We start from the raw sequence: 20,696 nt of genomic DNA, 5'->3' as shown, positions 1-20,696 counted from the left end.
CGGATCAGCCGATCGTCACACTGGCCTCTGGGCCGTTCAGGCCTCGAACGGGCGGGCCGGCCAGGGGGCCTCCGCCGGCCGCAGCGCGTCCAGGCCGTCGGCGGCGCGGGCGGCGACCAGCGAGAGGACGCCGACGACGAGGCAGTTGTTGTGCACGTCGCCCGCGAGCACCGCGCGCACGAGGTCGCCGACCGGTACGCGCGCGTGCTCCATGTCGGCCTCCTCGTGCTCCACCTCGAAGCGCCGCCCCTCGGCCTCGGCCAGATTGCGGGCGAGGAAGATCCGTACGGCCTCGTCGCAGCCGCCGGGCGTGGTGTAGACGTCGGTCAGCACCCGCCAGTCCTCGGCCTTGACATGCGCCTCCTCGTACAGCTCGCGCTGGGCGGCGTGCAGCGGGTTCTCGCCGGGCACGTCGAGCAGGCCGGCCGGGATCTCCCACAGCTTCTCCCGGACGGGGTGCCGGTACTGCTTGATCAGCAGCACCCGGTCCTCGTCGTCGAGGGCGAGCACGGCCACCGAGCCGGGGTGGACCTGGTAGTCGCGGCGGACCACCGTGCCGTCGGGCATGACCACGTCGTCCGTGCGCACGGAGGTCTTGTTGCCCACGAAGGGGGTCTCGGTCGCCCGGATCTCCCACTCCTCGGCGGTGTCCTTGATCGTCATGCCTGTCCTTCCGTGTCCTGCGCGACCTGCCGAAACGAAACCGGGGTGCACACCCTTGGTAAGGGAGGCACCCCGGCAACCGTACAACCGGTGTGTTACTTCGCGGTCTTCTCCGCGCGCTGGGCCTGCTGGCGCTCGACGGACGCCTTCACGAGGCCGGCGAACAGCGGGTGCGGACGCGTGGGACGCGAACGCAGCTCGGGGTGCGCCTGTGTGGCCACCAGGTAGGGGTGGACGTCACGGGGGTACTCGACGTACTCGACGAGCTTGCCGTCCGGGGAGGTGCCGGAGAACAGGATGCCCGCCTTCTTCTCCAGCTCCGCGCGGTAGGAGTTGTTCACCTCGTAGCGGTGACGGTGACGCTCCTCGACGTACTCCTTGCCGTCGTACACCTCGCGCACGATGGAGCCCTCGGCCAGCTTGGCCGGGTACATGCCCAGCCGCATCGTGCCGCCCATGTCGCCCTCGCCGGCGACGATGTCGAGCTGCTCGGCCATGGTGGAGATCACCGGGTGGGCGGTGGCGGAGTCGAACTCGGTGGAGTTGGCGTCGGGGATGTCGGCCAGGGTCCGCGCGGCCTCGATCACGATGCACTGCAGGCCGAGGCAGAGGCCGAGCAGCGGGATCTTGTTCTCGCGGGCGTACTTGATCGCGCCGACCTTGCCGAGCACGCCGCGGTCGCCGAAGCCGCCGGGGATGCAGACGCCGTCGACGTCGCCGAGCTGCTGCGCGGCGCCCGCCGGGGTCTTGCAGTCGTCCGAGGTGACCCACTTGATCTTCACGCGGGCCCGGTTGGCGAAGCCGCCGGCGCGCAGCGCCTCGGTGACCGAGAGGTAGGCGTCGGGCAGGTCGATGTACTTGCCGACCAGGGCGAGGGTGATCTCGTGGTCGGGGTTGTGGACGCGGTCGAGCAGGTCGTCCCAGGTCGTCCAGTCCACATCGCGGAACGGCAGGTCCAGCTTGCGCACGACATAGGCGTCCAGACCCTCGCCGTGCACGGTCTTGGGAATGTCGTAGATCGAGCGGGCGTCGGGGCAGGCCACGACCGCCGCCTCGTCCACGTCGCACATCAGCGAGATCTTCCGCTTGATCGCGGTGGGGACCTCGCGGTCGCAGCGCAGCACGATCGCGTCCGGCTGGATGCCGATGTTGCGCAGGGCGGCGACGGAGTGCTGGGTGGGCTTGGTCTTCAGCTCGCCCGAGGGGCCGATGTAGGGCAGGAGCGAGATGTGCACCACGAACACGTTGTCCCGGCCGACCTCGTGGCGGACCTGGCGGACGGTCTCCAGGAACGGCAGCGACTCGATGTCGCCGACCGTGCCGCCGACCTCGGTGATCACGACGTCGACCTCGTCCGTCGCCATCCGGCGGATGCGGTGCTTGATCTCGTTGGTGATGTGCGGGATGACCTGCACGGTGTCACCCAGGTACTCGCCGCGCCGCTCCTTGGCGATCACGGTGTTGTACACCTGCCCGGTGGTGACGTTGGCGGAGCCGTCCAGATCGCGGTCGAGGAAACGCTCGTAGTGGCCGATGTCCAGGTCGGTCTCGGCGCCGTCGTTCGTGACGAACACCTCACCGTGCTGGAAGGGGTTCATCGTGCCGGGGTCCACGTTGAGGTACGGGTCCAGCTTCTGCATCACGACGCGCAGGCCACGGGCCTTGAGCAGCATGCCGAGGCTGGAGGCCGTCAGACCCTTGCCGAGCGAGGAGGCGACACCCCCGGTGACGAAGATGTGCTTGGTCGTCGTGGTGCTGTTTCGGAAAGCAGCGGGCGGCATGGCCAAGAGGGGGCTCCCGTGGTCGCGGTCTGGGGGTGCGGTACGGCGCCACGGAGGCTTTCACCAGCGGATTCCGCCGGAGGTCTCCGGGGGTGCCGTCGCTGCGGTTCGGGGGTTTCGTGCCCACCGGTCCACGGGCTACCAGGGTATCAGCGCCTCGGGGAGATGGCTTCCGGCCACCCTCCGCGCACGGGCCGCCACAGACGTGCGCGGCCGCACACGCTCATCACCCGTTGCTCACCCGTTCGGCTCACCCGGGTTGCCCGGAGCGGCACACAGATCATCTACGTGCGTCGTATCCTGCTCGGACACTCACTGCCGAGCCCGTCCTTCCGAACGCGGCACCACCCCCGTCCGTATCCCTCGGAACAACGAGAGTTCGTCAGTTCGTTGAGCAGAGATCGGCGTTTTTGCCAACACGGCTGGGCGACTGCTTTGCTTCAAGGCTCAACGACGCAGTACGACGTAATCACAACATCCCCCTTGACCGCACTGAGCGACAGCCCCCTCGTGGGGTGACGTGGCCGTTCGACTGGAGTTGCACGTGGCCGGGCGCATCGAAGACTACGCACTCATCGGAGACATGCAGACAGCCGCGCTGGTCTGCCGTGACGGCACGGTGGACTGGCTCTGCCTGCCCCGCTTCGACTCGCACGCGATCTTCGCCGGGCTGCTGGGCACCGAGGAACACGGCTTCTGGCGCCTCGGCCCGGCCCACGCCGCCGACACGGAACCGCCCCGGGCGGTCCGGCGCGGCTACCGGGGCGACTCGCTCATCCTGGAGTCGGAGTGGGACACGCCGCGCGGCACGGTCCGGGTGACCGACTTCATGCCCCCGCGTGACGGCGCCCCCCAGCTCATCCGCATCGTCGAGGGCGTCTCGGGCCGCGTCCCCATGCGCTCCACGCTGCGCATGCGCTTCTCCTACGGCCGGGTCGTCCCCTGGGTGCACAAGCACGAGGGCCGTACGGTGGCCGTCGCCGGCCCGGACTCCGTGTGGTTCGACACGGAGGCGGAGACCTACGGCAAGTCGCTGACCACGTACGCCGACTTCACCGTCACCCCCGGTGAGCGGATCGCGTTCAGCATCTCCTGGCAGCCCTCCCACAAGGAGCCGCCGGCGCTGCCCGAGCCGGAGCAGTCGCTGGAGGCGACGGAGGAGTTCTGGCGCGAGTGGGTCGAGCACTGTACGTACCACGGCCCCTACCGCGAGGCCGTGATCCGCTCGCTGATCACGCTCAAGGCCCTGACCTACGCCCCCACCGGCGGCATCGTGGCCGCGCCCACGACCTCCCTGCCCGAGGACATCGGCGGCGTCCGCAACTGGGACTACCGCTACACCTGGCTGCGCGACGCGGCCATCACCCTGTCCTCGCTGCTGCGCACCGGCTACCGCGAGGAGGCCCGCGCCTGGCGCGAGTGGCTGCTGCGCGCGGTCGCCGGCGACCCGGAGAACCTCCAGATCATGTACGGCATCGCCGGCGAGCGCGAGCTCGGCGAGGCGGAGCTGGACTGGCTGCCGGGCTTCGAGAACTCCGCGCCGGTCCGGGTCGGCAACGGCGCCGCCCACCAGCTCCAGCTCGACGTCTACGGCGAGGTCACCGAGGCGCTGCACCTCGGCCACATGACCGGCCTGGCCCGCAACGACTACGCCTCGCTGCTCCAGCTGAAGCTGATCCGCTACCTGGAGAAGCACTGGGACGAGCCGGACGAGGGCATCTGGGAGGTGCGCGGCCCGCGCCGCCACTTCGTGCACTCCAAGGTCATGGCCTGGGTCGCGGTGGACCGCACGATCAAGCTGATCGAGTCCGGCGACGCCGACGGCCCGCTGGAGCGGTGGCGCGAGTTGCGCGACGACATCCACCGCGACGTGTGCGAGAAGGGGTACGACAAGGAGCGCAACACCTTCACGCAGTCGTACGGCTCGAAGGAGCTGGACGCCTCGCTGCTGCTGATCCCGCAGATGGGCTTCCTGCCCCCCGACGACAAGCGCGTCATCGGCACCATCGAGGCGATCCAGCGGGAGCTGTCCACCCCGGACGGCTTCATCCTGCGCTACCCGACCTCGGGCGGCGACGCGGGCGTCGACGGCCTCCCGGGCGACGAGGGCGCGTTCCTCGCCTGCTCGTTCTGGATGGCGGACGACCTCGCGATGATCGGCCGCGTGGACGAGGCCCGCAAGCTCTTCGAGAAGCTGCTCGCCCTGCGCAACGACCTCGGCCTCCTCGCCGAGGAATGGGACCCCCGCCTCCAGCGCCAGGTCGGCAACTTCCCCCAGGCCTTCAGCCACGTCCCCTTGATCGACACGGCCCTCCGCCTGACGGCGTCGGGGGCCTACGGAGGCTGAACGGCTCCCCTGACGGCGGGCGCGGCAGGGCAGTCACAGGCCCCGGGGCGCCGGCGGCCCGCCGTCAGGCCGCCGCGAGCGTCGTGAGCGTGCGTTCGCCTGCCGGGTCGCCCGCCGTCGCCGGGACCAGGGCTATCTCGTCGAGGCCGGCCTCGGCGTAGTCGGCGATCCGTGCGCGTACGGTCTCGGGGTCGCCGATCAGGCCGACCGTCGCCGCGGCCGCCGCGGGCAGGGCGCGGACCAGGGTGGCGCGGTCCGCGCCGGACGCGGCCAGCTCGACGGCCTCGCCGAAGCCGGCCGCCGCGAACACCTCGCTGTACCCCGGCACCGTCAGATATCCCGCGATGCTGCCCAGCACCTGCCTGAGCGACTCCGGGTCGGGACGCACGGCGGCCGGGAGCCAGGCGGCGAGCGTGGGCGCGGTACGGCCCGCCCGCTCGGCCGCCGCGACCATGCGGGCGCGCAGCTCGCGCACCTGCTCCGGGGAGACGAGGTCGAGCAGCAGCCGGTCGGCGTGGGCGACGGCCGCCTCGATGGCGCGGTCCCCGAACGCGGCCACGGTGAGCGGGCCGCCCGGCGGCGGCAGCCTGCGCACGAACGGGCTGCCGGGCACGACCGGCCCACCCGGCGCCGCGTGCATCAACTCCCGCAGCTCCCTCGCGGTCCGTGTCAGCGTGGCGGCGGGCCGGGTGCGGGGCCGCCCGTGCACCCCTTCGACCACCCGCTTGCTGGAGGTGCCGAGAGCCACCCCGACCGGCCGCCCCGTGACCGCCGCGACGGAGGCGGCGCCCCGGGCGAGCGTGTAGGGGTCGCGTACGTTCACCGGCACCGGTCCGGCCGTCAGCGCGGTCCGCTCGGTGACTCTCCCGAGCGCGGTGGCCAGGACGAAGGAATCCCAGGTCGGCCCCTCTCCGGCCCACACCTCCCGGTAGCCGAGCCGGTCGGCGAGCGCCGCGACCCGCAGCGGCTCGTCGAAGGGGGTGTCGTCCTCACGTGCCACGGCGACCACACTGAAGTCCATGAGCGCGCCGCTACCCCGCCGCCGCGGGATCACTCCAGGGCCGGGTGGAGTGAGCCGACCGGTCCCCAGGGGTAGCGTCCGCTGCATGGACAGCCCCACGGACCACCGTTTCGACAGCCAGGGCGCCGGCATCACCGTGCGGCGCGCGCTGGAGCTGCCCGGTCTGCGCAGCGGGCTGCCGGAGGTCCTGGCCGGCGCCGAGCGGCTCGGGCGGACCGTGCGCTGGGTGCACGCGGGCGAGGTCCCGCACATCGCCTCCCTGCTCAAGGGCGGTGAGCTGCTGCTGACCACGGGTTACGGCCTCGGCACCCGCCCGGCCGAGCAGCGGGCGTTCGTGCGCACCCTGGCGGAGCGGGGCATCGCCGCCCTGGTGATCGAGCTGGGCCCGCGCTTCACCCGCCTGCCCTCGGCCCTGGTGGAGACGGCGCGGACGACCGGTCTGCCGCTGGTCCAGCTGCACCGCGAGGTGGCCTTCGTGACGGTCACGGAGGAGGTCCACACCGAGATCGTCAACGGCCACTACGCCCTGCTCCAGCGGGCGGAGGAGGTCCACCGCCGGTGCACGCAGGCGCTGCTCGGCGGGGGCGGCATCCCACAGGTGCTGGGCATCCTGGCCGACTTCAGCGGCAATCCCGTCTTCCTGGAGACGACGGACGGCCAGTTGCTGTACGCCGCCGGAGCCGGGCCGGAGGGCGCCGATCCGCTCCAGGTGTGGGAGGGCTTGCGCGGCCCGCACAAGGACGCGCCGCCGCCCGCCGGTTCGGCGCTGGTGGACGTCCCCGGGGGCGGTCCGGGCCCGGGGGCGGGTTCGGCGCGGGCCCGGCTCGTGCTGCTGCCCGTGCGCGCCCCGCTCGCTCCGGTGCACCGGATCGCCGCGGAGCGGGCGGCGGGGATCCTGGCCGTCGTGCTGATGCAGGCGCGGCAGGAGGAGGAGCTCGCGGCGCGGGGCCGGGGAGACTTCCTCACCGATCTCGCCGAGGGGCGGGTCGCGGCCCAGGACGCGCCGGCGCAGGCGCGCGTCCTGGGCTTCCGGCCGGGTGCCGGCCCGCTGCTGCCGGTGGTGATGCGGCTGGGCGACACGCTTTCCGCGGGCGGCGGCTGGGCGGTGCTGGCGCGGGCGGTCGCGGAGGAGCTGGCGTCGGTGGGCGTGCCGGTGCTGCTGGGCGTGCGCCCTGTGGAGGGCAGGGTGCCCCTGCTGCTGGGGCTGCGGTCGGAGTCGGAGCGGCCGACGGTGGCGGACCGGGTGGCGGCGGCGCTGCGGGCCGGGGTGGAGCGGGCCGGCATCCTGCGGCCGGGCGCCCAGCCGCCGGTGGTGGTCGTCGGGGTGGCGGGCGGCTGGGCGGCGGCCTCGGCGGGGCTGCGGCACTCAGCGGAGACGGCGACGGCGGCGCAGGGCCTGCCGGACCGCCCTTGGTACGACGCCCGCCGTCTGGACATCGACCTGCTGCTGTGGCGGCTGCGCGACCATCGCGACCTGGCGGCCTTCGTGGACCGCGCGATCGGCCCGGTCCGCGACCACGACCGCCGCTCCAAGCCGCCCCTGCTTCCCACCCTGGAGACCTATCTCGCCCATGCGGGCCGCAAGGCGGAGACGGCCCGCGAACTGCATCTGAACCGCCAGACGCTGTACAACCGGCTGGCCCGCATCGGCGAACTCCTGGGCAGCGACCTGGACGACCCGCAGACCGTTCTGGCTCTGAGCCTGGCCCTGCGGGCCCGCCGCCATGTGCCGTGAGCGTCCTGGTGCGCAGTCCGCGGGCGCGAGGCGGGGAGCCCGGCGACGCGCGGTCAGATCATCGGCTGCGGTTGCGTCAACTCGTCGTACACGCTGAGGACTTGAGCGACGGTCTCGTCCTCCGTGGGCCAGGTCGCGGCCTGGAGTGCGCCCAGGCGCCGCAGTCGTTCGCAGTGGTCGGGGTCGGCGAGGAGGCGTACGACGGCGGCGGCGAGGGCGTCCGCGTCGCCGTGCGGGACGAGTTCGGCCGCGTCGCCGACGAGCGCGCGCACACCGCCGGTGAGGACGGCGACGAGCGGCACGCGCGCGTGCAGGGCCTCCTGGGCCAGGGCCGAGCGTGACTCCCCGTCGCCGGGCAGCAACGCGAGGTCGGCGGCGGCGAGCAGTTCGCCCACGTCGTCCCGGTGCCCGATGAGCCGGACGGGCAACTCCTCGGCTTCGATGCGCCCTTGGAGCTCCGCCCGCAACGGCCCCTCCCCCGCGACGACGACCAGCGGCAGCGGATCGAGCCGGCGCCAGGCACGCGCGGCGTCCAGCAGGACGTCATGGCCGCGGTGACGGTCGAGGGGGCCGACGGCCACCAGCAACGGGCGGCCGGTCGCGCCGAGTTCGGCCCGCACCTTGGGACCCGGCCGCTCCGGGTCGGTCCGGTCCTGTCGGGACGCGGCGAGCGCCACGGCGGCGAGCCGCGCGTCCCGCGCGCCCGTGCGGCGGGCCCGGTCCACGAGGTCGGAGGTCGTTCCGAGCACCACGGCGGCCGCTTTCGCCACTCGCCGCTCCAGCAGCCGCAGCAGATGGGCACGGGCGCCCTCGGCGTGCGCCCGGCTGTGCCAGGTGACGACGAGCGGGGTGCGCCGCCCGCTGAGCGCGAGGACGGCCCGGAAGGAGGCGTGCAGCCCGTGCGCGTGGACGAGGTCGGCGTCCGCGCAGGCCGCCCTCAGCGCCGCCACCGCGCCCGGGTCGCTGCTGCGCGGCACGTGCACGTGTGCGGCGCCGGCGTCCGTGAAACCGTAGGCGTGATCAGCCTCGGCAGGGGCGCACACCGTCACCCGCACGCCCCGTGCGACGAGCCCCGCGGCCAGCGAGCGCACGTGGGCGCTGCTGCCCGCGTTGCCGCCGCCCAGCACCTGCACGGTGCGCAGCGGCGACTGGCCGTGCGGTGAGTGGCTGCTCACGTGGCCGGGGCTCCTGGGTCGGCGTCGGACGGTCACGAAGAAACGTACAGAAGGGCCGGGCGAAGGGGTGGACCGCTCGAACTCCTTCACGTCCTGCGCCAAGGATGCCAGCACGTACGGGTGTTCCGTGCCGCCGAGCTGCCGCGTTCCCGGCAACACGGCCCCCACTGTCACCCACACGAGTGAAGGAAGGGCGGGTTCCGTTCGATGCCGCCCGCCGAAGGGCGAAGGGCGGGACGACGGCCCGTGGACCTCCGTTCCGCCCTTCATCGACAGCGTGTCCTGCGCGTCCGTCGGCTCGCACGCCGGTCCGCACCCGATCCCCCCGAACGCGCCCCTTCAGCGCCCCTCGCGCGTCCACGCGTCCCCGGCACGCGCCTCCGATCGCCCCCTACGCGTCCGCGCGCGCCGTCGCGAGCAGCTCCTCCGCGTGCGCCCGGGCCGTCTCGGAGTCCTCCTGGCCGGCGAGCATCCGCGACAGCTCCCGGACACGCTCCTCGCCCTCCAGGACCTTCACTCCGGAGCGGGTCACCGACCCGTCGTTCGTCTTCTCCACCAGCAGTTGCCGGTCGGCGAACGCCGCGACCTGCGGCAGATGCGTGACCACCACGACCTGCGCGGTCCTCGCGAGCCGCGCCAGCCGCCGCCCGATCTCGACCGCCGCCTTGCCGCCCACTCCCGCGTCGACCTCGTCGAACAGATACGTCGGCACCGGATCCGTGCCCGCGAACACGACCTCCACCGCCAGCATCACGCGCGAGAGCTCACCGCCGGACGCGCCCTTGGCGATCGGCCGCGGCGGCGCGCCCGGATGCGGGGCGAGCAGCAGCTCGACCTCGTCGACGCCGGACGGGCCGTAGGCGACGGCACGCCCGCCGACCTCCACACCCTCCGCGTCCTCCGACTGCCTGATCTCGAACGACACCCGCGCGTGCGGCATCGCCAGCGAGGCCAGCTCGGCGGTCACAGCGGCGGCGAACCGGTCCGCCGCCTCCGTCCGCGCGTCGGTCAACGCCTGCGCCAGCCCGCCCAGTTCCACCCGCAGGGCATCCCGCTCCGCGGTCAGCTCGTCGATCCGCTCGTCGTCGCCGTCCAGCTCGGTGAGCCGTACGACACCCTGCTCGGCCCAGGTCAGCACCGCGTCGACGCCCTCACCGTGATGGCCGTACTTACGCGTCAGCGTCGTGAGAGCGGCCCGCCGCTCCTCGACCGCCGCCAGCCGCAGCGGATCGGCGTCGAGATCGTCGGCGTACCCCGCCAGCTCACCGGCCACGTCGCCGATCAGGATCCCCAGCTCGCCGATCCGGTCGGCGAGCGCGGCCAGCGCCGGATCGTGCGACCGCACCGCCTCCAGGGCCCGCGCCGCCCCCGCGACGAGCGTGGCGGCGTCGATGCCCTCCGGGTCCTCGGGATTGCCCGCCAGCGCGGCGTGCGCGGCCGTCGCCGCGGAGGACAGCGCCTCCGCGTGCCCGAGCCGCTCCGCCTCCTCCGCCAGCTCCGCGTCCTCCCCGGCGCGCGGCTCCACGCCGCCGATCTCCTCCAGCCCGAAGCGCAGCATGTCGGCCTCCTGGGCCCGCTCACGCGCGCGCGTGGTGATCTCGTCCAGCTCGACGGCCACGGCCCGCAGCCGCTTGTAGGCCTCGGTGTACTTGGCGAGCGGCACGGCCACCGCGTCCCCGGCGTACCGGTCGAGGGCCTGCCGCTGCCGGGACAGCTTCAGCAGCCCCTGCTGGTCGGTCTGCCCGTGCACGGCCACCAGCTCGTCCGCGAGGTCGGCGAGCACGCCCACCGGCACGCTCCGCCCGCCGACGTGCGCCCGCGAGCGCCCCTCGGCCGAGACGGTACGGCTGATCAGCAGCGCGCCGTCGTCGAGCTCGGCCCCGGCCTCCTCGGCCCGTACGACCACCGAGGCGCCCGCGGGCACGGCGATCCGCCCCTCCACGACCGCCTTGTCGGCGCCGATCCGCACGAGCGCGGCGTCGGCGCGCCCGCCCAGGAGCAGGCCGAGGCTGGTGACCACCATGGTCTTGCCCGCGCCCGTCTCACCGGTGACGGCGGTGAAGCCGGGCGACAGCTCGACGACCGCGTCGTCGATGACCCCGAGTGACCGTATCCGCATCTCCTCCAACACGGAGAAGACCTTACGAGGTCGGAGCCGAAGAGTGCGAGGCACCCTGTCACCCGGGTGAGTGGAGTTCGACGCACCACCCGTGATCCGCTCAGTGCCGCGCCCCCCGCCACCCGGCCACGGGCAGCGCGAACTTCGCCACCAGGCGGTCGGTGAACGACGCGTGGTGCAGACGGGCCAGCCGCACCGGCACGGACCCGCGCCGTACCTCCACCCGGGCCCCGGGCGGCAGCTCGAAGGTGCGTCGCCCGTCGCACCACAGCACGCCCGGCGGGATGTGCGGCAGCAGCTCGACCGCGAGCACCGAGTTCGGCGAGGTCACCAGCGGCTTGGCGAACAGCGCGTGAGCGCTGATCGGCACCATCAGCAGCGCCTCGACCTCGGGCCACACCACCGGGCCGCCCGCCGAGAAGGCGTACGCCGTGGAGCCGGTCGGCGTCGACAGGACGATCCCGTCGCACCCGAACCCGGTGACCGGCCGCCCGTCGATCTCCAGCACGACCTCGAGCAGCTTCTCCGCGCCGGCCTTCTGCACCGCCGCCTCGTTCAGCGCCCAGTCGGTGTGCACGATGTCGCCGTTGCGGTGCACGACGACGTCGACGGTCATCCGCTCCTCGACCTCGTACGCCTTCGACACCACCCGGTCGACGACCTTGTCGAGGTCGTCGCGCTCGGCCTCGGCCAGGAAGCCGACGCTGCCCAGGTTCACGCCGAGCATCGGCACCCCGGACGCCCGCGCGAACTCCGCGCCGCGCAGCAGCGTGCCGTCGCCGCCGAGCACGATGAGCAGCTCGCAGCCCTCCAGGCACTGCGGGGTGGCCTCGGAGACCAGCTCCACCTCGCTCGGCAGGGGCAGGTCGGCGGCCTCGTACTCGAGGACGCGGACCACGATGCCGGACCGCAGCAGCCCCTTGACCACCAGTTCCGCGCTGCGGATGGCCGCGGGCCGGCCCGTGTGGGCGAGCAGGAAAACAGTACGCGCTCGGTTCTGTGTCAACGCGGCCCCTCCGCCACTGCACGCTCGACATCGGCCGGGTCCAGGGCAGGCGCCCCGGCCCGGAGCCACAGAAAATACTCGACGTTGCCCGACGGCCCGGGCAGCGGACTGGCGGTGACCCCCTCCGCCCCGAGCCCGAGGTCCCACGCCTTCGCGGCCACACCCCGCACGGCCTCCGCCCGCAGCTGCGGGCTGCGCACGACACCCCCGCTGCCCAGCCGTTCCTTACCCACCTCGAACTGCGGCTTGACCATCATCACCAGGTCGGCGTCCGGCTTGGTGCACCGCGCCAGGGCCGGCAGCACCAGCCCGAGCGGAATGAAGGACAAGTCCCCCACGACAAGATCCACAGGCTCCCCATCGATCGCTTCGAGCGTCAACTCGCGTACGTTCGTACGGTCCTTGACGGTGACGCGTTCATCGCTCTGCAGAGACCAGGCGAGTTGTCCGTATCCGACGTCGACGGCGACGACGTGCGCGGCGCCCGACCGCAGCAGCACATCGGTGAAACCGCCGGTGGACGCCCCGGCGTCCAGCGCCCGCCGCCCCTCGACGACGAGCCCTCGGGGCATGAACGCCTGGAGCGCTCCGGCCAGCTTGTGCCCGCCGCGTGACACGTAGTCGGGATCGTCGGCGTCGGTCGACACGACGATCGCGGCCGCCGTCTCGACCTGTGTGGCCGGCTTGGTCGCGACGGTCTTGCCGACCGTGACCCGCCCCGCGGCGATCAGCTGGCCGGCGTGCTCCCGCGACCGCGCGAGCCCCCGGCGCACCAACTCCGAGTCCAGACGACGGCGTGCGACTCCTGCCACGTTCGGTTCAGCTCCTGTGTTGTCCGTACGGTGGATCAAAGCGGGGCGTCGAGCGCGGTGAGCGCGTCGCGCAGTCCCCGGTGCACATCCTCGTACACCTCGATGTGGCCGTCGGTGGCGAGGTGGTCGGCGTCGGCGAGCCGGTCCACACAGGCGTCCACCGCGTCGTGGCCGGTGGGCGTGCGGGGGACGAGCAGCGGGGCGGGCGCGCCGGGGTCGGCCTCGCCGCCGCGCGGGTCGTCCTCCGGGGCGCCTCGCGGGACCTCGTCGTGCGGCGCTGAGTCGTTCATGCCTCGACGCTACCGCGAACCGCTGAGGTACCGTCGGGCCCTATGGCCACGATCGAGGAGTGCCGTACGGCACTGGAGAAGCTGTCGGACAAGATGCGGGAAGCCGACGGCGACGTCCGCCAGGCCGCGGCCATGGACCGCTCGGTCAGCTGCCATGTCACCGACCTGGACGTCACCTTCACCGGGCGCATGACCGACGGCCGCATACACGTCGACGACACCCTTCAGGGGCCTCCCCCGCAGAAGGCTCAGATCCGGCTGGCCATGACCGGCGACGACCTGGTGGCGCTGGTCGACGGCGAGCTGAACTTCGCGAAGGCGTGGGGCGCGGGCCGGGTGCGGCTGGAGGCGGGCCTGCGCGACCTGTTCCACCTCAGGAAGCTCCTGTGACGGCCCGGCGGGGGTGACTCCCCCCGCGAGCCGCCGGCTCAGGAGGCCTCGGCGGCCGCGACCTTCGTCACACCGGCCGCCCGTGCCTTCCGCGCCGCCGGCACCACCAGCGGCGTACCCGTCTCCGGGTCGTCGATGACCTGGCAGCGCAGCCCGAAGACCTCCTCCACCAGCTCCGCCGTGACGACGTCGCCCGGCGCGCCCTGGGCGACGACCGTGCCGCCCTTGAGCGCGATCAGGTGCGTGGCGTACCGCGCGGCGTGGTTGAGGTCGTGCAGGACGGCGACCAGGGTGCGGCCCTGCTCCTCGTGCAGCTCGGCGCACAGGTCGAGGACGTCGATCTGGTGCTGGATGTCGAGGAAGGTGGTCGGCTCGTCGAGCAGCAGCAGCGGGGTCTGCTGGGCGAGGGCCATGGCGATCCACACGCGCTGACGCTGGCCGCCCGACAGCTCGTCGACGTACCGGTCGGCGAGTTCGCCGACGCCCGTTCGCGCCATGGACTCCCGCACGACCCGCTCGTCCTGCACCGACCACTGGCGCAGGACGCCCTGGTGGGGGTAGCGGCCCCGGCTCACCAGGTCGGCGACGGTGATGCCGTCCGGAGCGATCGAGGACTGCGGCAGCAGACCCAGCGTCCGCGCGACCTTCTTCGCCGGCATCGACTGGATGACCTGCCCGTCGAGCAGCACCCGGCCCTCGTTCGGCTTCAGCATCCGCGACAGCGCCCGCAGAAGCGTCGACTTGCCGCAGGCGTTGGGGCCGACGATCACGGTGAAGGAGTGGTCGGGGATCTCCACCGACAGCTCTTCGGCGATGACCCGCTGGTCGTAGGCGAGGGTGACGTTCTCGGCGGACAGGCGGTTCACGGTGCTCCTAGCGTTGTTCGTCCCGCTGCCGGCGGGAGTGCGGGGGCTCATATCCGGCCCGACCGGCGCTCGGCCACCAGCAGCCACAGCAGGTAGACGCCGCCGAGGACGCCGGTGACCACGCCCACGGGCAGCTGCCCGTCGCCGAACAGCCGCTGGGCGGCCCAGTCGGCGGTGACCAGCAGGGCGGCCCCCATGCACAGGGAGGGCACCAGGTTCGGTCCCGGCGAGCGGGTCAGACGGCGGGCGAGCTGCGGCGCGGTGAGCGCCACGAAGGCCACGGGGCCGGCGGCGGCGGTGGCGGACGCGGTGAGCAGGACGGCTGCCACCATCAGCAGCAGCCGTACGCGCTCCACCCGGACCCCGAGGGCGTTGGAGACGTCGTCGCCCATCTCCATCATCCGCAGGCCCCGCGCGCCTGCGAGGACGAGCGGGACGAGCACGCAGAACAGCACGAGCAGCGGCCAGACCTGCTTCCAGTCACGGCCGTCGAGCGAGCCGGTCATCCACACCACCGCGCGGGCCGCGTCCACGAGGTCGGCCTTGGTGAGCAGGTAGCCGTTGACGGCGCTGGCGACCGCGGACACGCCGATGCCGACCAGCACCAGCCGGTAACCGTGCACACCCCGCTTCCAGGCGAGCAGATAGATGGCCGCGCCGGTCACGAGACCGCCGGTCAGCGCACCCGCGGCGACCTGGGTGGCGGAGCCCGACAGCAGCACGATCACCACGAGCGCGCCGGCCGTCGCCCCCTGCCCGAGTCCGAGCACGTCCGGGCTGCCGAGCGGATTGCGGGACACCGCCTGGAACACCGCGCCGCCGAGCCCCAGGGACGCCCCGACCAGCAGCCCGACCAGGACGCGCGGCAGCCGCAGCTCGGTGACGATGAACTCCTGCCCCTCGGTGCCGTTCCCTGCCAGCGTCTTCAGCACGTCCCCGGTGGAGATGGGGAAGTCGCCGGTGCCGATCAGCACCACGCTCGCGGTCAGCGCGGCGACCAGCAGCACCACGACGACGACCAGGGCACGGACGTCCACGCGCAGGGAGATCCCTCCGGGGCCGCGCAGCGCCCGGACAGCGCCGGGCGTCCGGGCGCCCTGCCCCGCCGACGGCCCCTCCTTCCCGGGCCGGACCGTCCCTCGAGGTGCGGTGCGGTATGCGCTCTTCACAGCTGGGCCGTCCTCCGCCGTCGTACGAGAAAGATGAAGACCGGGCCGCCGATGATCGCGGTGATGATGCCGACCTGGACCTCCGACGGACGGGCGACGACCCGCCCGATCACATCGGAGCCGAGCAGCAGCACCGGCGACAGGATCGCCGCGTACGGCATGATCCAGCGCAGATCGGGGCCGGTGAAGGAGCGGACGACGTGCGGGACCATCAGCCCGACGAACACGATCGGCCCGCAGGCGGCGGTCGCCGCGCCGCACAGCATGGTGGCGGCGAGCATCGACAGCGCCCGGGTGCGGCCGAGGTGCGCGCCGAGCGCCCTGGCGGTGTCGTCGCCCATGGCCACCGCGTTCAGCGGACGAGCCAGGGCGAGCGAGAGCAGTGTGCCGACCGCGAGGAACGGCAGCACCTGCCGGATCGTGTCGTCGGTCGCGGAGGACAGCGAACCGACCGTCCAGAAGCGCATCTTGGCGAGCGCCGCCTCATCCATGATCATCACGGCCTGGACGTAGCCGAAGAGCGCGGCGCTGATCGCGGTGCCGGCGAGCGCCAGCCGCACCGGCGTGGCGCTCCGGCTGCCGCCGAGGAACCACACCAGCGCCCCGACCGCCGCCGCGCCGAGGAACGCGAACCACACATAGCCGCTCAGGCTGGTGACGCCGAAGTAGGTGAGGGCGGTGACGACTGCGGCCGAAGCGCCCGCGTTGATGCCGAGCAGACCGGGGTCGGCCAGCGGATTGCGGGTGAGCGCCTGGAGCACGGTACCGGACAGCCCGAGGGCCGCCCCGGCCAGCAGCCCCAGCGCGGTCCGCGACAGCCGCTCGTCCACGACGACGTCCGCGTACGTCCCCGTGCCCTCGAACACGCCGTGCCAGACCTGCCCCAGCGACAGCTCCTTGGCTCCGACGGCGATGCTCGCCACCGCCACCAGCAGCAGGACCGCGACGGACAGAAACAGTCCGACGGCACGTATCGCCCGGCGGGTTGGGGGCGCGGGGGCGGTCTCCGCGCGCTGTTCGGGAACACTGTCGACCAACACGCAGTTAGGTTAGCCTACCCTGCCAACCTGCCCCGTTCCCCGGTCAGGGGCCGGACGCGGACCGCCTGGTCGCCGCGGCGTGCGGACCGCTCACAGACCCAGCCGTGCCAGCGCCTTCCCCGCGTCGAGCCCGCACGAACCCTCGCCTGCCGACGTCCACGCAGCCGCGCACAACGCCCGCAGTCCGTCCAGGACTTCGCCGTCCCCGTCCAGCCGCAGCCTCCCCCGCTCTCGACCTTCCTCACCCGGGGCCCCCGCCCCGTCCGCAGTCGCCGTCCAGCCGCCGCACCGGAAGCCGTCCCCGTCCGCCGTGACCTCCGGCTGACCGGTGAGCATCCCCCGCAGATCGGCGTCCACATACGTCGGCCGGTGCCGCGGCGGCGCGGCCAGAAGCTGCGCCCCGTCGGTCACCCCCGTGAGGACCAGCAGCGAGTCGACCTCACCGTTGAACGCGCCCTCGATGTCGGTGTCCAGCCGGTCGCCGACCACCAACGGCCGCTCCGCGCCCGTCCGCAGAATCGTCTCCCGGTGCATCGGAGGCAACGGCTTCCCCGCGACCTGCGGCTCGGCCCCGGTCGCGATCCGCACGACCTCCACCGCCGCCCCGTTGCCCGGAGCGATCCCCCTCCCACTGGGAATCGTCAGGTCGGTGTTGGACGCGAACCACGGCACGCCGCGCGCGACGGCGTAGGACGCCTCGGCGAACCGCCCCCACGGCAGATCCGGGCCGCCGAACCCCTGCACCACGGCCGCCGGGTCGTCGTCGGCGGACTCCACCGGTACCAGCCCGCGCTCCCGCAGCGCGACCCGCAGCCCCTCCCCGCCGATCACCAGCACCCGTGCGCCCGCCGGCACCTGCTCGCTGATCAGCCGGGCCACCGCCTGCGCCGAGGTGATGACCTCACCGGCCTCCGTCGCGATCCCCAGCTCCGTCAGATGCCCCGCCACCGCCTCGGGCGTCCGCAGCGCGTTGTTGGTGACGTACGCGAGCCGCATCCCGCCCTCACGAGCCCGCTCCAACGACTCGACGGCGTGCGCGATCGCACTCCCGCCCGCGTACACCACCCCGTCCAGATCGAGCAGCGCCGTGTCGTACGCCTCGCTCAGGGCCCGCCCACTGGCCTCGGGCCTCGTCCTGACGCTCGGGCTCATTCCGCATCGCTCCTCGTTCGCTCGCTGTTCCCTCGATCATCGCGCACGCCACCGACACACGTACGATGCCGGGATGAACACTGCAGGTCACTCGGAAGCAACGGCGCCCCGAGGCCTGGAACTCACCCCGTTCCGAGGCCTGCGCTACGACCCCGACCGGGTCGGCAGCCTCGCCGCCGTCACGTCCCCGCCGTACGACGTCGTCGTCCGCCCCGACGGCCTGCACCAGCTCCAGGACGCGGATCCGCACAACATCGTCCGGCTGATCCTCCCTCAGGCCACCACGCCGGCCGTCCGCAACGAACAGGCCGCCAGGACCCTCCGCGGCTGGCTCGCCGACGGCGTCCTCGCCCCCGACCCCGAACCCGCCCTGTACGTCTACGAACAGCGGCACGCCGACGGCATGCTCCAGCGCGGCCTCATCGGAGCCCTGCGCGTCTCCGAACCGTCCGCCGGCGTCGTCCTCCCCCACGAGGACGTCATGCCCCACGTCGTCGCCGACCGCGCCGCCCTCATGCGCGCCACCTACGCGAACCTCGAACCGCTCCTGCTCACCTACCGCGGCGACGGCGCGACGGCGGACGTCGTGGACCGCACCGCCGAGCGCCTCCCGCTCCTGCGCACGACCACCGAGGACGGCTACAGCCACCGCCTGTGGTCCATCACCGACCCGGACGAACTGGCCCGCGTCCAGGCCGACCTCGCCCCCCATCAGGCCCTGATCGCCGACGGCCACCACCGCTGGGCGACCTACCGTCGTCTACGCGCGGAGCACCCCTCACCCAGCCCCTGGGACCACGGCCTGGTCCTCCTGGTCGACACGCTCCGCTACCCGCTGCGCGTCCGCGCCATCCACCGGCTGCTGCACGGTCTGCCCGTCTCCGACGCCCTGGCCGCCGTCGACGGCCTGTTCCGTGTCCGCCGCCTGGAGGTCGCGCTGCCGGAGGCGCTCAGCGCCCTGGCGGACGCGGCCGCCGGGGGCAACGCCTTCCTCCTGGCCGGCGACGGGGCCTTCCACCTCGTCGACCGCCCGGACCCGCACCTCCTTTCCCGCACCGTCCCCGCCGACCGCCCGCAGGCCTGGCGTTCCCTGGACGCGACGGTCCTGCACGCCACCCTCCTCGACCACGTCTGGCACGTCCCCGAGGACGACCCCACCCGCATCGCCTACATCCACGACACGGCCGCCACCGTGGAGAAGGCGGAACGCGACGGCGGTACGGCCGTCCTGCTGCACCCGGTCCGCGAGGAGGTCGTCCGCGACCTCGCCCGCCAGGGCGTCACCATGCCCCGCAAGTCGACGTCGTTCGGCCCGAAGCCGGCCTCCGGCCTGGTCCTGCGCGCACTGGACCTCTGACCCCGGGGATTCCGACCCCGGGGAGTCCCGACACCGGGCACGGAAAAAGGGCGGGACGCCGGTCGCCATGACCGGCATCCCGCCCCTTCACCTCACATACGCGATACGGCGTCTCAGCTCTGAGCGTCGTCGTCGCCCTCGGCCGGCTCGTCCTTGACCGCGTCCTCGTCGAGCGCGTCGACGAAGTCGACACCGTCCAGCTCGGCGAGCCGGTCGGACGCGTCCGTGCTGCCGTCCCGGTCGGCCTCGACGGCCTTGGCGAACCACTCCCGCGCCTCGCCCTCACGCCCGGCGGCGAGCAGCGCGTCGGCGTACGCGTACCGCAGTCGCGCGGTCCACGGCTGCACGGAGTGAGAGGCCAGCTCCGGGCTCTGCAGCGTCACGATCGCCGCGTCCAGCTGCTCCATGTCGCGCCGCGCACCGGCCGCGACGAGCCGCATCTCGACCTGCGCCGCCTTGTCGAGCTTGTGGACCTCGGGGGCCCCGGCCATGTCCAGCGCCTTCTCCGGCCGCCCGAGCCCGCGCTCGCAGTCGGCCATGACCGGCCACAGCTCCACGCTGCCCGTCATCCGCCGGGCCGCCCGGAACTCGGCGAGCGCCTCGCTGTACTTCTGGCTGGCGTACGCCGCGAACCCTGCCGCCTCGCGCACCGCCGCGACGCGCGACGCGAGCCGCAGCGCCACCTTGCTGTACCCGTAAGCGCCCTCGGGGTCCTCGTCGATGAGCCGCGCGACCATCACCAGGTTCTTGGCGACGTCCTCCGCGAGCGTCTTGGGCAGGCTCTGGAGCTCCTGCCGCACGTCCTTGTCGATCTCGTCGCCGGTGACGTCCTCCGGGATGGGCAGCCGCTTGATCGGCTCGCGGTCGCGGTCCCGCTCGTCACGGAATCGGCCACCGCCACGGCGGTCGTCCCGCCGGTCGTCCCGCCGGTCGTCACGCCCACGGAAGCCGCCCGGCCGCCCGCCGCGGTCGTCACGACGGAAGCCCCCACGGTCACCGCCACGGTCGTCACGCCGCTCGTCGCGGCGGAACGCGGGACGGTCGCCGCCGCGGTCGTCGCGGCGGAAGCCGGGACGGTCCCCACGACTGTCATCGCGTCGGTCGTCCCGACGGAAGCCTCCGGGTCGGCCGCCGCGGTCGTCGCCTCGACGGTCGTCACGGCGGTCGTCACGACGGAAACCACCCCGGTCACCGCCACGGTCGTCACGCCGCTCGTCGCGGCGGAACGCGGGACGGTCGCCGCCGCGGTCGTCACGGCGGAAGCCGGGACGGTCGCCGCGGTCGTCACGGCGCGGGCCGCGGTCACGGTCGTCACGCTGGAACGCCGGACGCGAACCCCGGTCGCCCTCACGCCGGTCGTCACGACGGTCGTCACGCTGGAACGCCGGACGCGAACCCCGGTCACCCTCACGCCGGTCATCCCGACGGTCGTCGCGACGGAAGCCACCACGGTCACCGCGGTCGCCGTACCCGCCACCGCGGTTGTCATCGCGCCGGTCGTCCCGACGGAAGCCTCCGGGCCGGCCGCCGCGGTCGTCGCCTCGACGGTCGTCACGACGGAAGCCACCACGGTCACCGCCGCGGTCGTCACGCCGCTCGTCGCGGCGGAACGCGGGACGGTCTCCTCGGTCGTCACGGCGGAAGCCGGGACGGTCTCCTCGGTCGTCACGGCGGAAGCCGGGACGGTCTCCTCGGTCGTCACGGCGGAAGCCGGGACGGTCTCCTCGGTCGTCACGGCGGAAGCCGGGACGGTCTCCTCGGTCGTCACGGCGG

The 20,696-nt window shown here is 73.3% G+C and carries 17 protein-coding genes and 1 pseudogene; 4 read left to right on the top strand and 14 right to left on the bottom strand.

Annotation, left to right across the window (positions count from 1 at the left end; translation table 11 throughout):
• Positions 1-36 precede the first annotated feature (36 nt).
• Positions 37-663, bottom strand: coding sequence for an NUDIX domain-containing protein (locus ACIRS4_RS10985; protein WP_404193165.1), 627 nt, complete (start codon positions 661-663; stop codon positions 37-39).
• Between the two features lie 95 nt (positions 664-758).
• Positions 759-2,444, bottom strand: coding sequence for a CTP synthase (locus tag ACIRS4_RS10980; protein WP_404193162.1), 1,686 nt, complete (start codon positions 2,442-2,444; stop codon positions 759-761).
• 544 nt (positions 2,445-2,988) lie between these two features.
• On the opposite strand from ACIRS4_RS10980, the gene ACIRS4_RS10975 reads away from it, so the two are divergent.
• Positions 2,989-4,791: a glycoside hydrolase family 15 protein gene (locus ACIRS4_RS10975; protein WP_404194011.1), complete on the top strand. Its 1,803-nt coding sequence runs from the start codon at positions 2,989-2,991 to the stop codon at positions 4,789-4,791.
• A gap of 64 nt (positions 4,792-4,855) precedes the next feature.
• Here ACIRS4_RS10975 and ACIRS4_RS10970 read toward each other — a convergent pair whose 3' ends face one another.
• Positions 4,856-5,812, bottom strand: a complete 957-nt coding sequence (locus tag ACIRS4_RS10970) for an LLM class F420-dependent oxidoreductase (protein ID WP_404193159.1) — start codon at positions 5,810-5,812, stop codon at positions 4,856-4,858.
• 85 nt (positions 5,813-5,897) lie between these two features.
• Here ACIRS4_RS10970 and ACIRS4_RS10965 point away from each other — a divergent pair, with 85 nt between their 5' ends.
• Positions 5,898-7,547, top strand: a complete 1,650-nt coding sequence (locus ACIRS4_RS10965) for a PucR family transcriptional regulator (protein ID WP_404193157.1) — start codon at positions 5,898-5,900, stop codon at positions 7,545-7,547.
• A 53-nt stretch (positions 7,548-7,600) separates the two neighbouring features.
• Here the strand turns inward: ACIRS4_RS10965 and ACIRS4_RS10960 are convergent, their stop codons facing one another.
• The 5 genes from ACIRS4_RS10960 to ACIRS4_RS10940 form a co-directional block, all read right to left on the bottom strand.
• Positions 7,601-8,722 (bottom strand): glycosyltransferase family 4 protein, encoded by a 1,122-nt coding sequence (locus tag ACIRS4_RS10960; RefSeq protein ID WP_404193155.1) that lies wholly within the window; start codon positions 8,720-8,722, stop codon positions 7,601-7,603.
• Between the two features lie 391 nt (positions 8,723-9,113).
• A complete protein-coding gene (recN, locus tag ACIRS4_RS10955; RefSeq protein ID WP_404193152.1) occupies positions 9,114-10,841 on the bottom strand; it encodes a DNA repair protein RecN in 1,728 nt (575 codons plus the stop codon).
• Between the two features lie 100 nt (positions 10,842-10,941).
• Entirely contained in the window at positions 10,942-11,847 is a 906-nt protein-coding gene (locus ACIRS4_RS10950) for an NAD kinase (RefSeq protein WP_130443973.1), read from the bottom strand.
• Positions 11,844-12,659 (bottom strand): TlyA family RNA methyltransferase, encoded by an 816-nt coding sequence (locus ACIRS4_RS10945; RefSeq protein ID WP_404193149.1) that lies wholly within the window; start codon positions 12,657-12,659, stop codon positions 11,844-11,846. The genes ACIRS4_RS10950 and ACIRS4_RS10945 overlap by 4 nt, the downstream gene beginning before the upstream one ends.
• Positions 12,660-12,694: 35 nt before the next feature.
• Positions 12,695-12,949: a hypothetical protein gene (locus ACIRS4_RS10940; RefSeq protein ID WP_404193146.1), complete on the bottom strand. Its 255-nt coding sequence runs from the start codon at positions 12,947-12,949 to the stop codon at positions 12,695-12,697.
• A gap of 42 nt (positions 12,950-12,991) precedes the next feature.
• Here ACIRS4_RS10940 and ACIRS4_RS10935 point away from each other — a divergent pair, with 42 nt between their 5' ends.
• Positions 12,992-13,339 (top strand): SCP2 sterol-binding domain-containing protein, encoded by a 348-nt coding sequence (locus ACIRS4_RS10935; RefSeq protein ID WP_404193143.1) that lies wholly within the window; start codon positions 12,992-12,994, stop codon positions 13,337-13,339.
• A gap of 38 nt (positions 13,340-13,377) precedes the next feature.
• On the opposite strand, the gene ACIRS4_RS10930 is transcribed toward ACIRS4_RS10935, so the two are convergent.
• From ACIRS4_RS10930 to ACIRS4_RS10915, 4 genes are all read right to left on the bottom strand, one after another.
• Positions 13,378-14,256, bottom strand: a complete 879-nt coding sequence (locus tag ACIRS4_RS10930) for an ABC transporter ATP-binding protein (RefSeq protein ID WP_404193140.1) — start codon at positions 14,254-14,256, stop codon at positions 13,378-13,380.
• On the bottom strand, positions 14,253-15,272 hold the full coding sequence (locus ACIRS4_RS10925; protein WP_404194009.1) for a FecCD family ABC transporter permease: 1,020 nt from the start codon (positions 15,270-15,272) through the stop codon (positions 14,253-14,255). Before ACIRS4_RS10925 ends, ACIRS4_RS10930 begins: the two co-directional genes overlap by 4 nt.
• A 98-nt stretch (positions 15,273-15,370) precedes the next feature.
• Positions 15,371-16,414, bottom strand: coding sequence for a FecCD family ABC transporter permease (locus ACIRS4_RS10920; RefSeq protein WP_404193137.1), 1,044 nt, complete (start codon positions 16,412-16,414; stop codon positions 15,371-15,373).
• Between the two features lie 90 nt (positions 16,415-16,504).
• A complete protein-coding gene (locus tag ACIRS4_RS10915; RefSeq protein WP_404193134.1) occupies positions 16,505-17,566 on the bottom strand; it encodes an HAD hydrolase-like protein in 1,062 nt (353 codons plus the stop codon).
• A 73-nt stretch (positions 17,567-17,639) separates the two neighbouring features.
• On the opposite strand from ACIRS4_RS10915, the gene ACIRS4_RS10910 reads away from it, so the two are divergent.
• The gene (locus tag ACIRS4_RS10910; protein ID WP_404193132.1) at positions 17,640-18,923 is read left to right on the top strand and encodes a DUF1015 family protein; all 1,284 of its coding nucleotides are present in this window, start codon (positions 17,640-17,642) and stop codon (positions 18,921-18,923) included.
• A 113-nt stretch (positions 18,924-19,036) separates the two neighbouring features.
• Here ACIRS4_RS10910 and ACIRS4_RS10905 read toward each other — a convergent pair whose 3' ends face one another.
• Positions 19,037-19,768, bottom strand: coding sequence for a hypothetical protein (locus ACIRS4_RS10905; protein WP_404194006.1), 732 nt, complete (start codon positions 19,766-19,768; stop codon positions 19,037-19,039).
• Between the two features lie 21 nt (positions 19,769-19,789).
• Positions 19,790-20,696, bottom strand: a pseudogene (locus ACIRS4_RS10900) (hypothetical protein); the annotation flags it as partial.

The sequence above is a fragment of the Streptomyces sp. NPDC101166 genome, assembly GCF_044768125.1.
Classification (GTDB): domain Bacteria; phylum Actinomycetota; class Actinomycetes; order Streptomycetales; family Streptomycetaceae; genus Streptomyces.
Note: the sequence above shows the minus strand (reverse complement) of the source record. Positions and strands in the feature narration are given on the sequence as shown.

Coding starts and splice junctions, on each gene's coding strand:
- ACIRS4_RS10930 (WP_404193140.1), bottom strand. CDS start 14,256: ATGAGCCCCCGCACTCCCGCCGGCAGCGGGACGAACAACGCTAGGAGC.
- ACIRS4_RS10910 (WP_404193132.1), top strand. CDS start 17,640: ATGAACACTGCAGGTCACTCGGAAGCAACGGCGCCCCGAGGCCTGGAA.
- ACIRS4_RS10940 (WP_404193146.1), bottom strand. CDS start 12,949: ATGAACGACTCAGCGCCGCACGACGAGGTCCCGCGAGGCGCCCCGGAG.
- recN (WP_404193152.1), bottom strand. CDS start 10,841: ATGCGGATACGGTCACTCGGGGTCATCGACGACGCGGTCGTCGAGCTG.
- ACIRS4_RS10980 (WP_404193162.1), bottom strand. CDS start 2,444: ATGCCGCCCGCTGCTTTCCGAAACAGCACCACGACGACCAAGCACATC.
- ACIRS4_RS10970 (WP_404193159.1), bottom strand. CDS start 5,812: ATGGACTTCAGTGTGGTCGCCGTGGCACGTGAGGACGACACCCCCTTC.
- ACIRS4_RS10985 (WP_404193165.1), bottom strand. CDS start 663: ATGACGATCAAGGACACCGCCGAGGAGTGGGAGATCCGGGCGACCGAG.
- ACIRS4_RS10965 (WP_404193157.1), top strand. CDS start 5,898: ATGGACAGCCCCACGGACCACCGTTTCGACAGCCAGGGCGCCGGCATC.
- ACIRS4_RS10935 (WP_404193143.1), top strand. CDS start 12,992: ATGGCCACGATCGAGGAGTGCCGTACGGCACTGGAGAAGCTGTCGGAC.
- ACIRS4_RS10915 (WP_404193134.1), bottom strand. CDS start 17,566: ATGAGCCCGAGCGTCAGGACGAGGCCCGAGGCCAGTGGGCGGGCCCTG.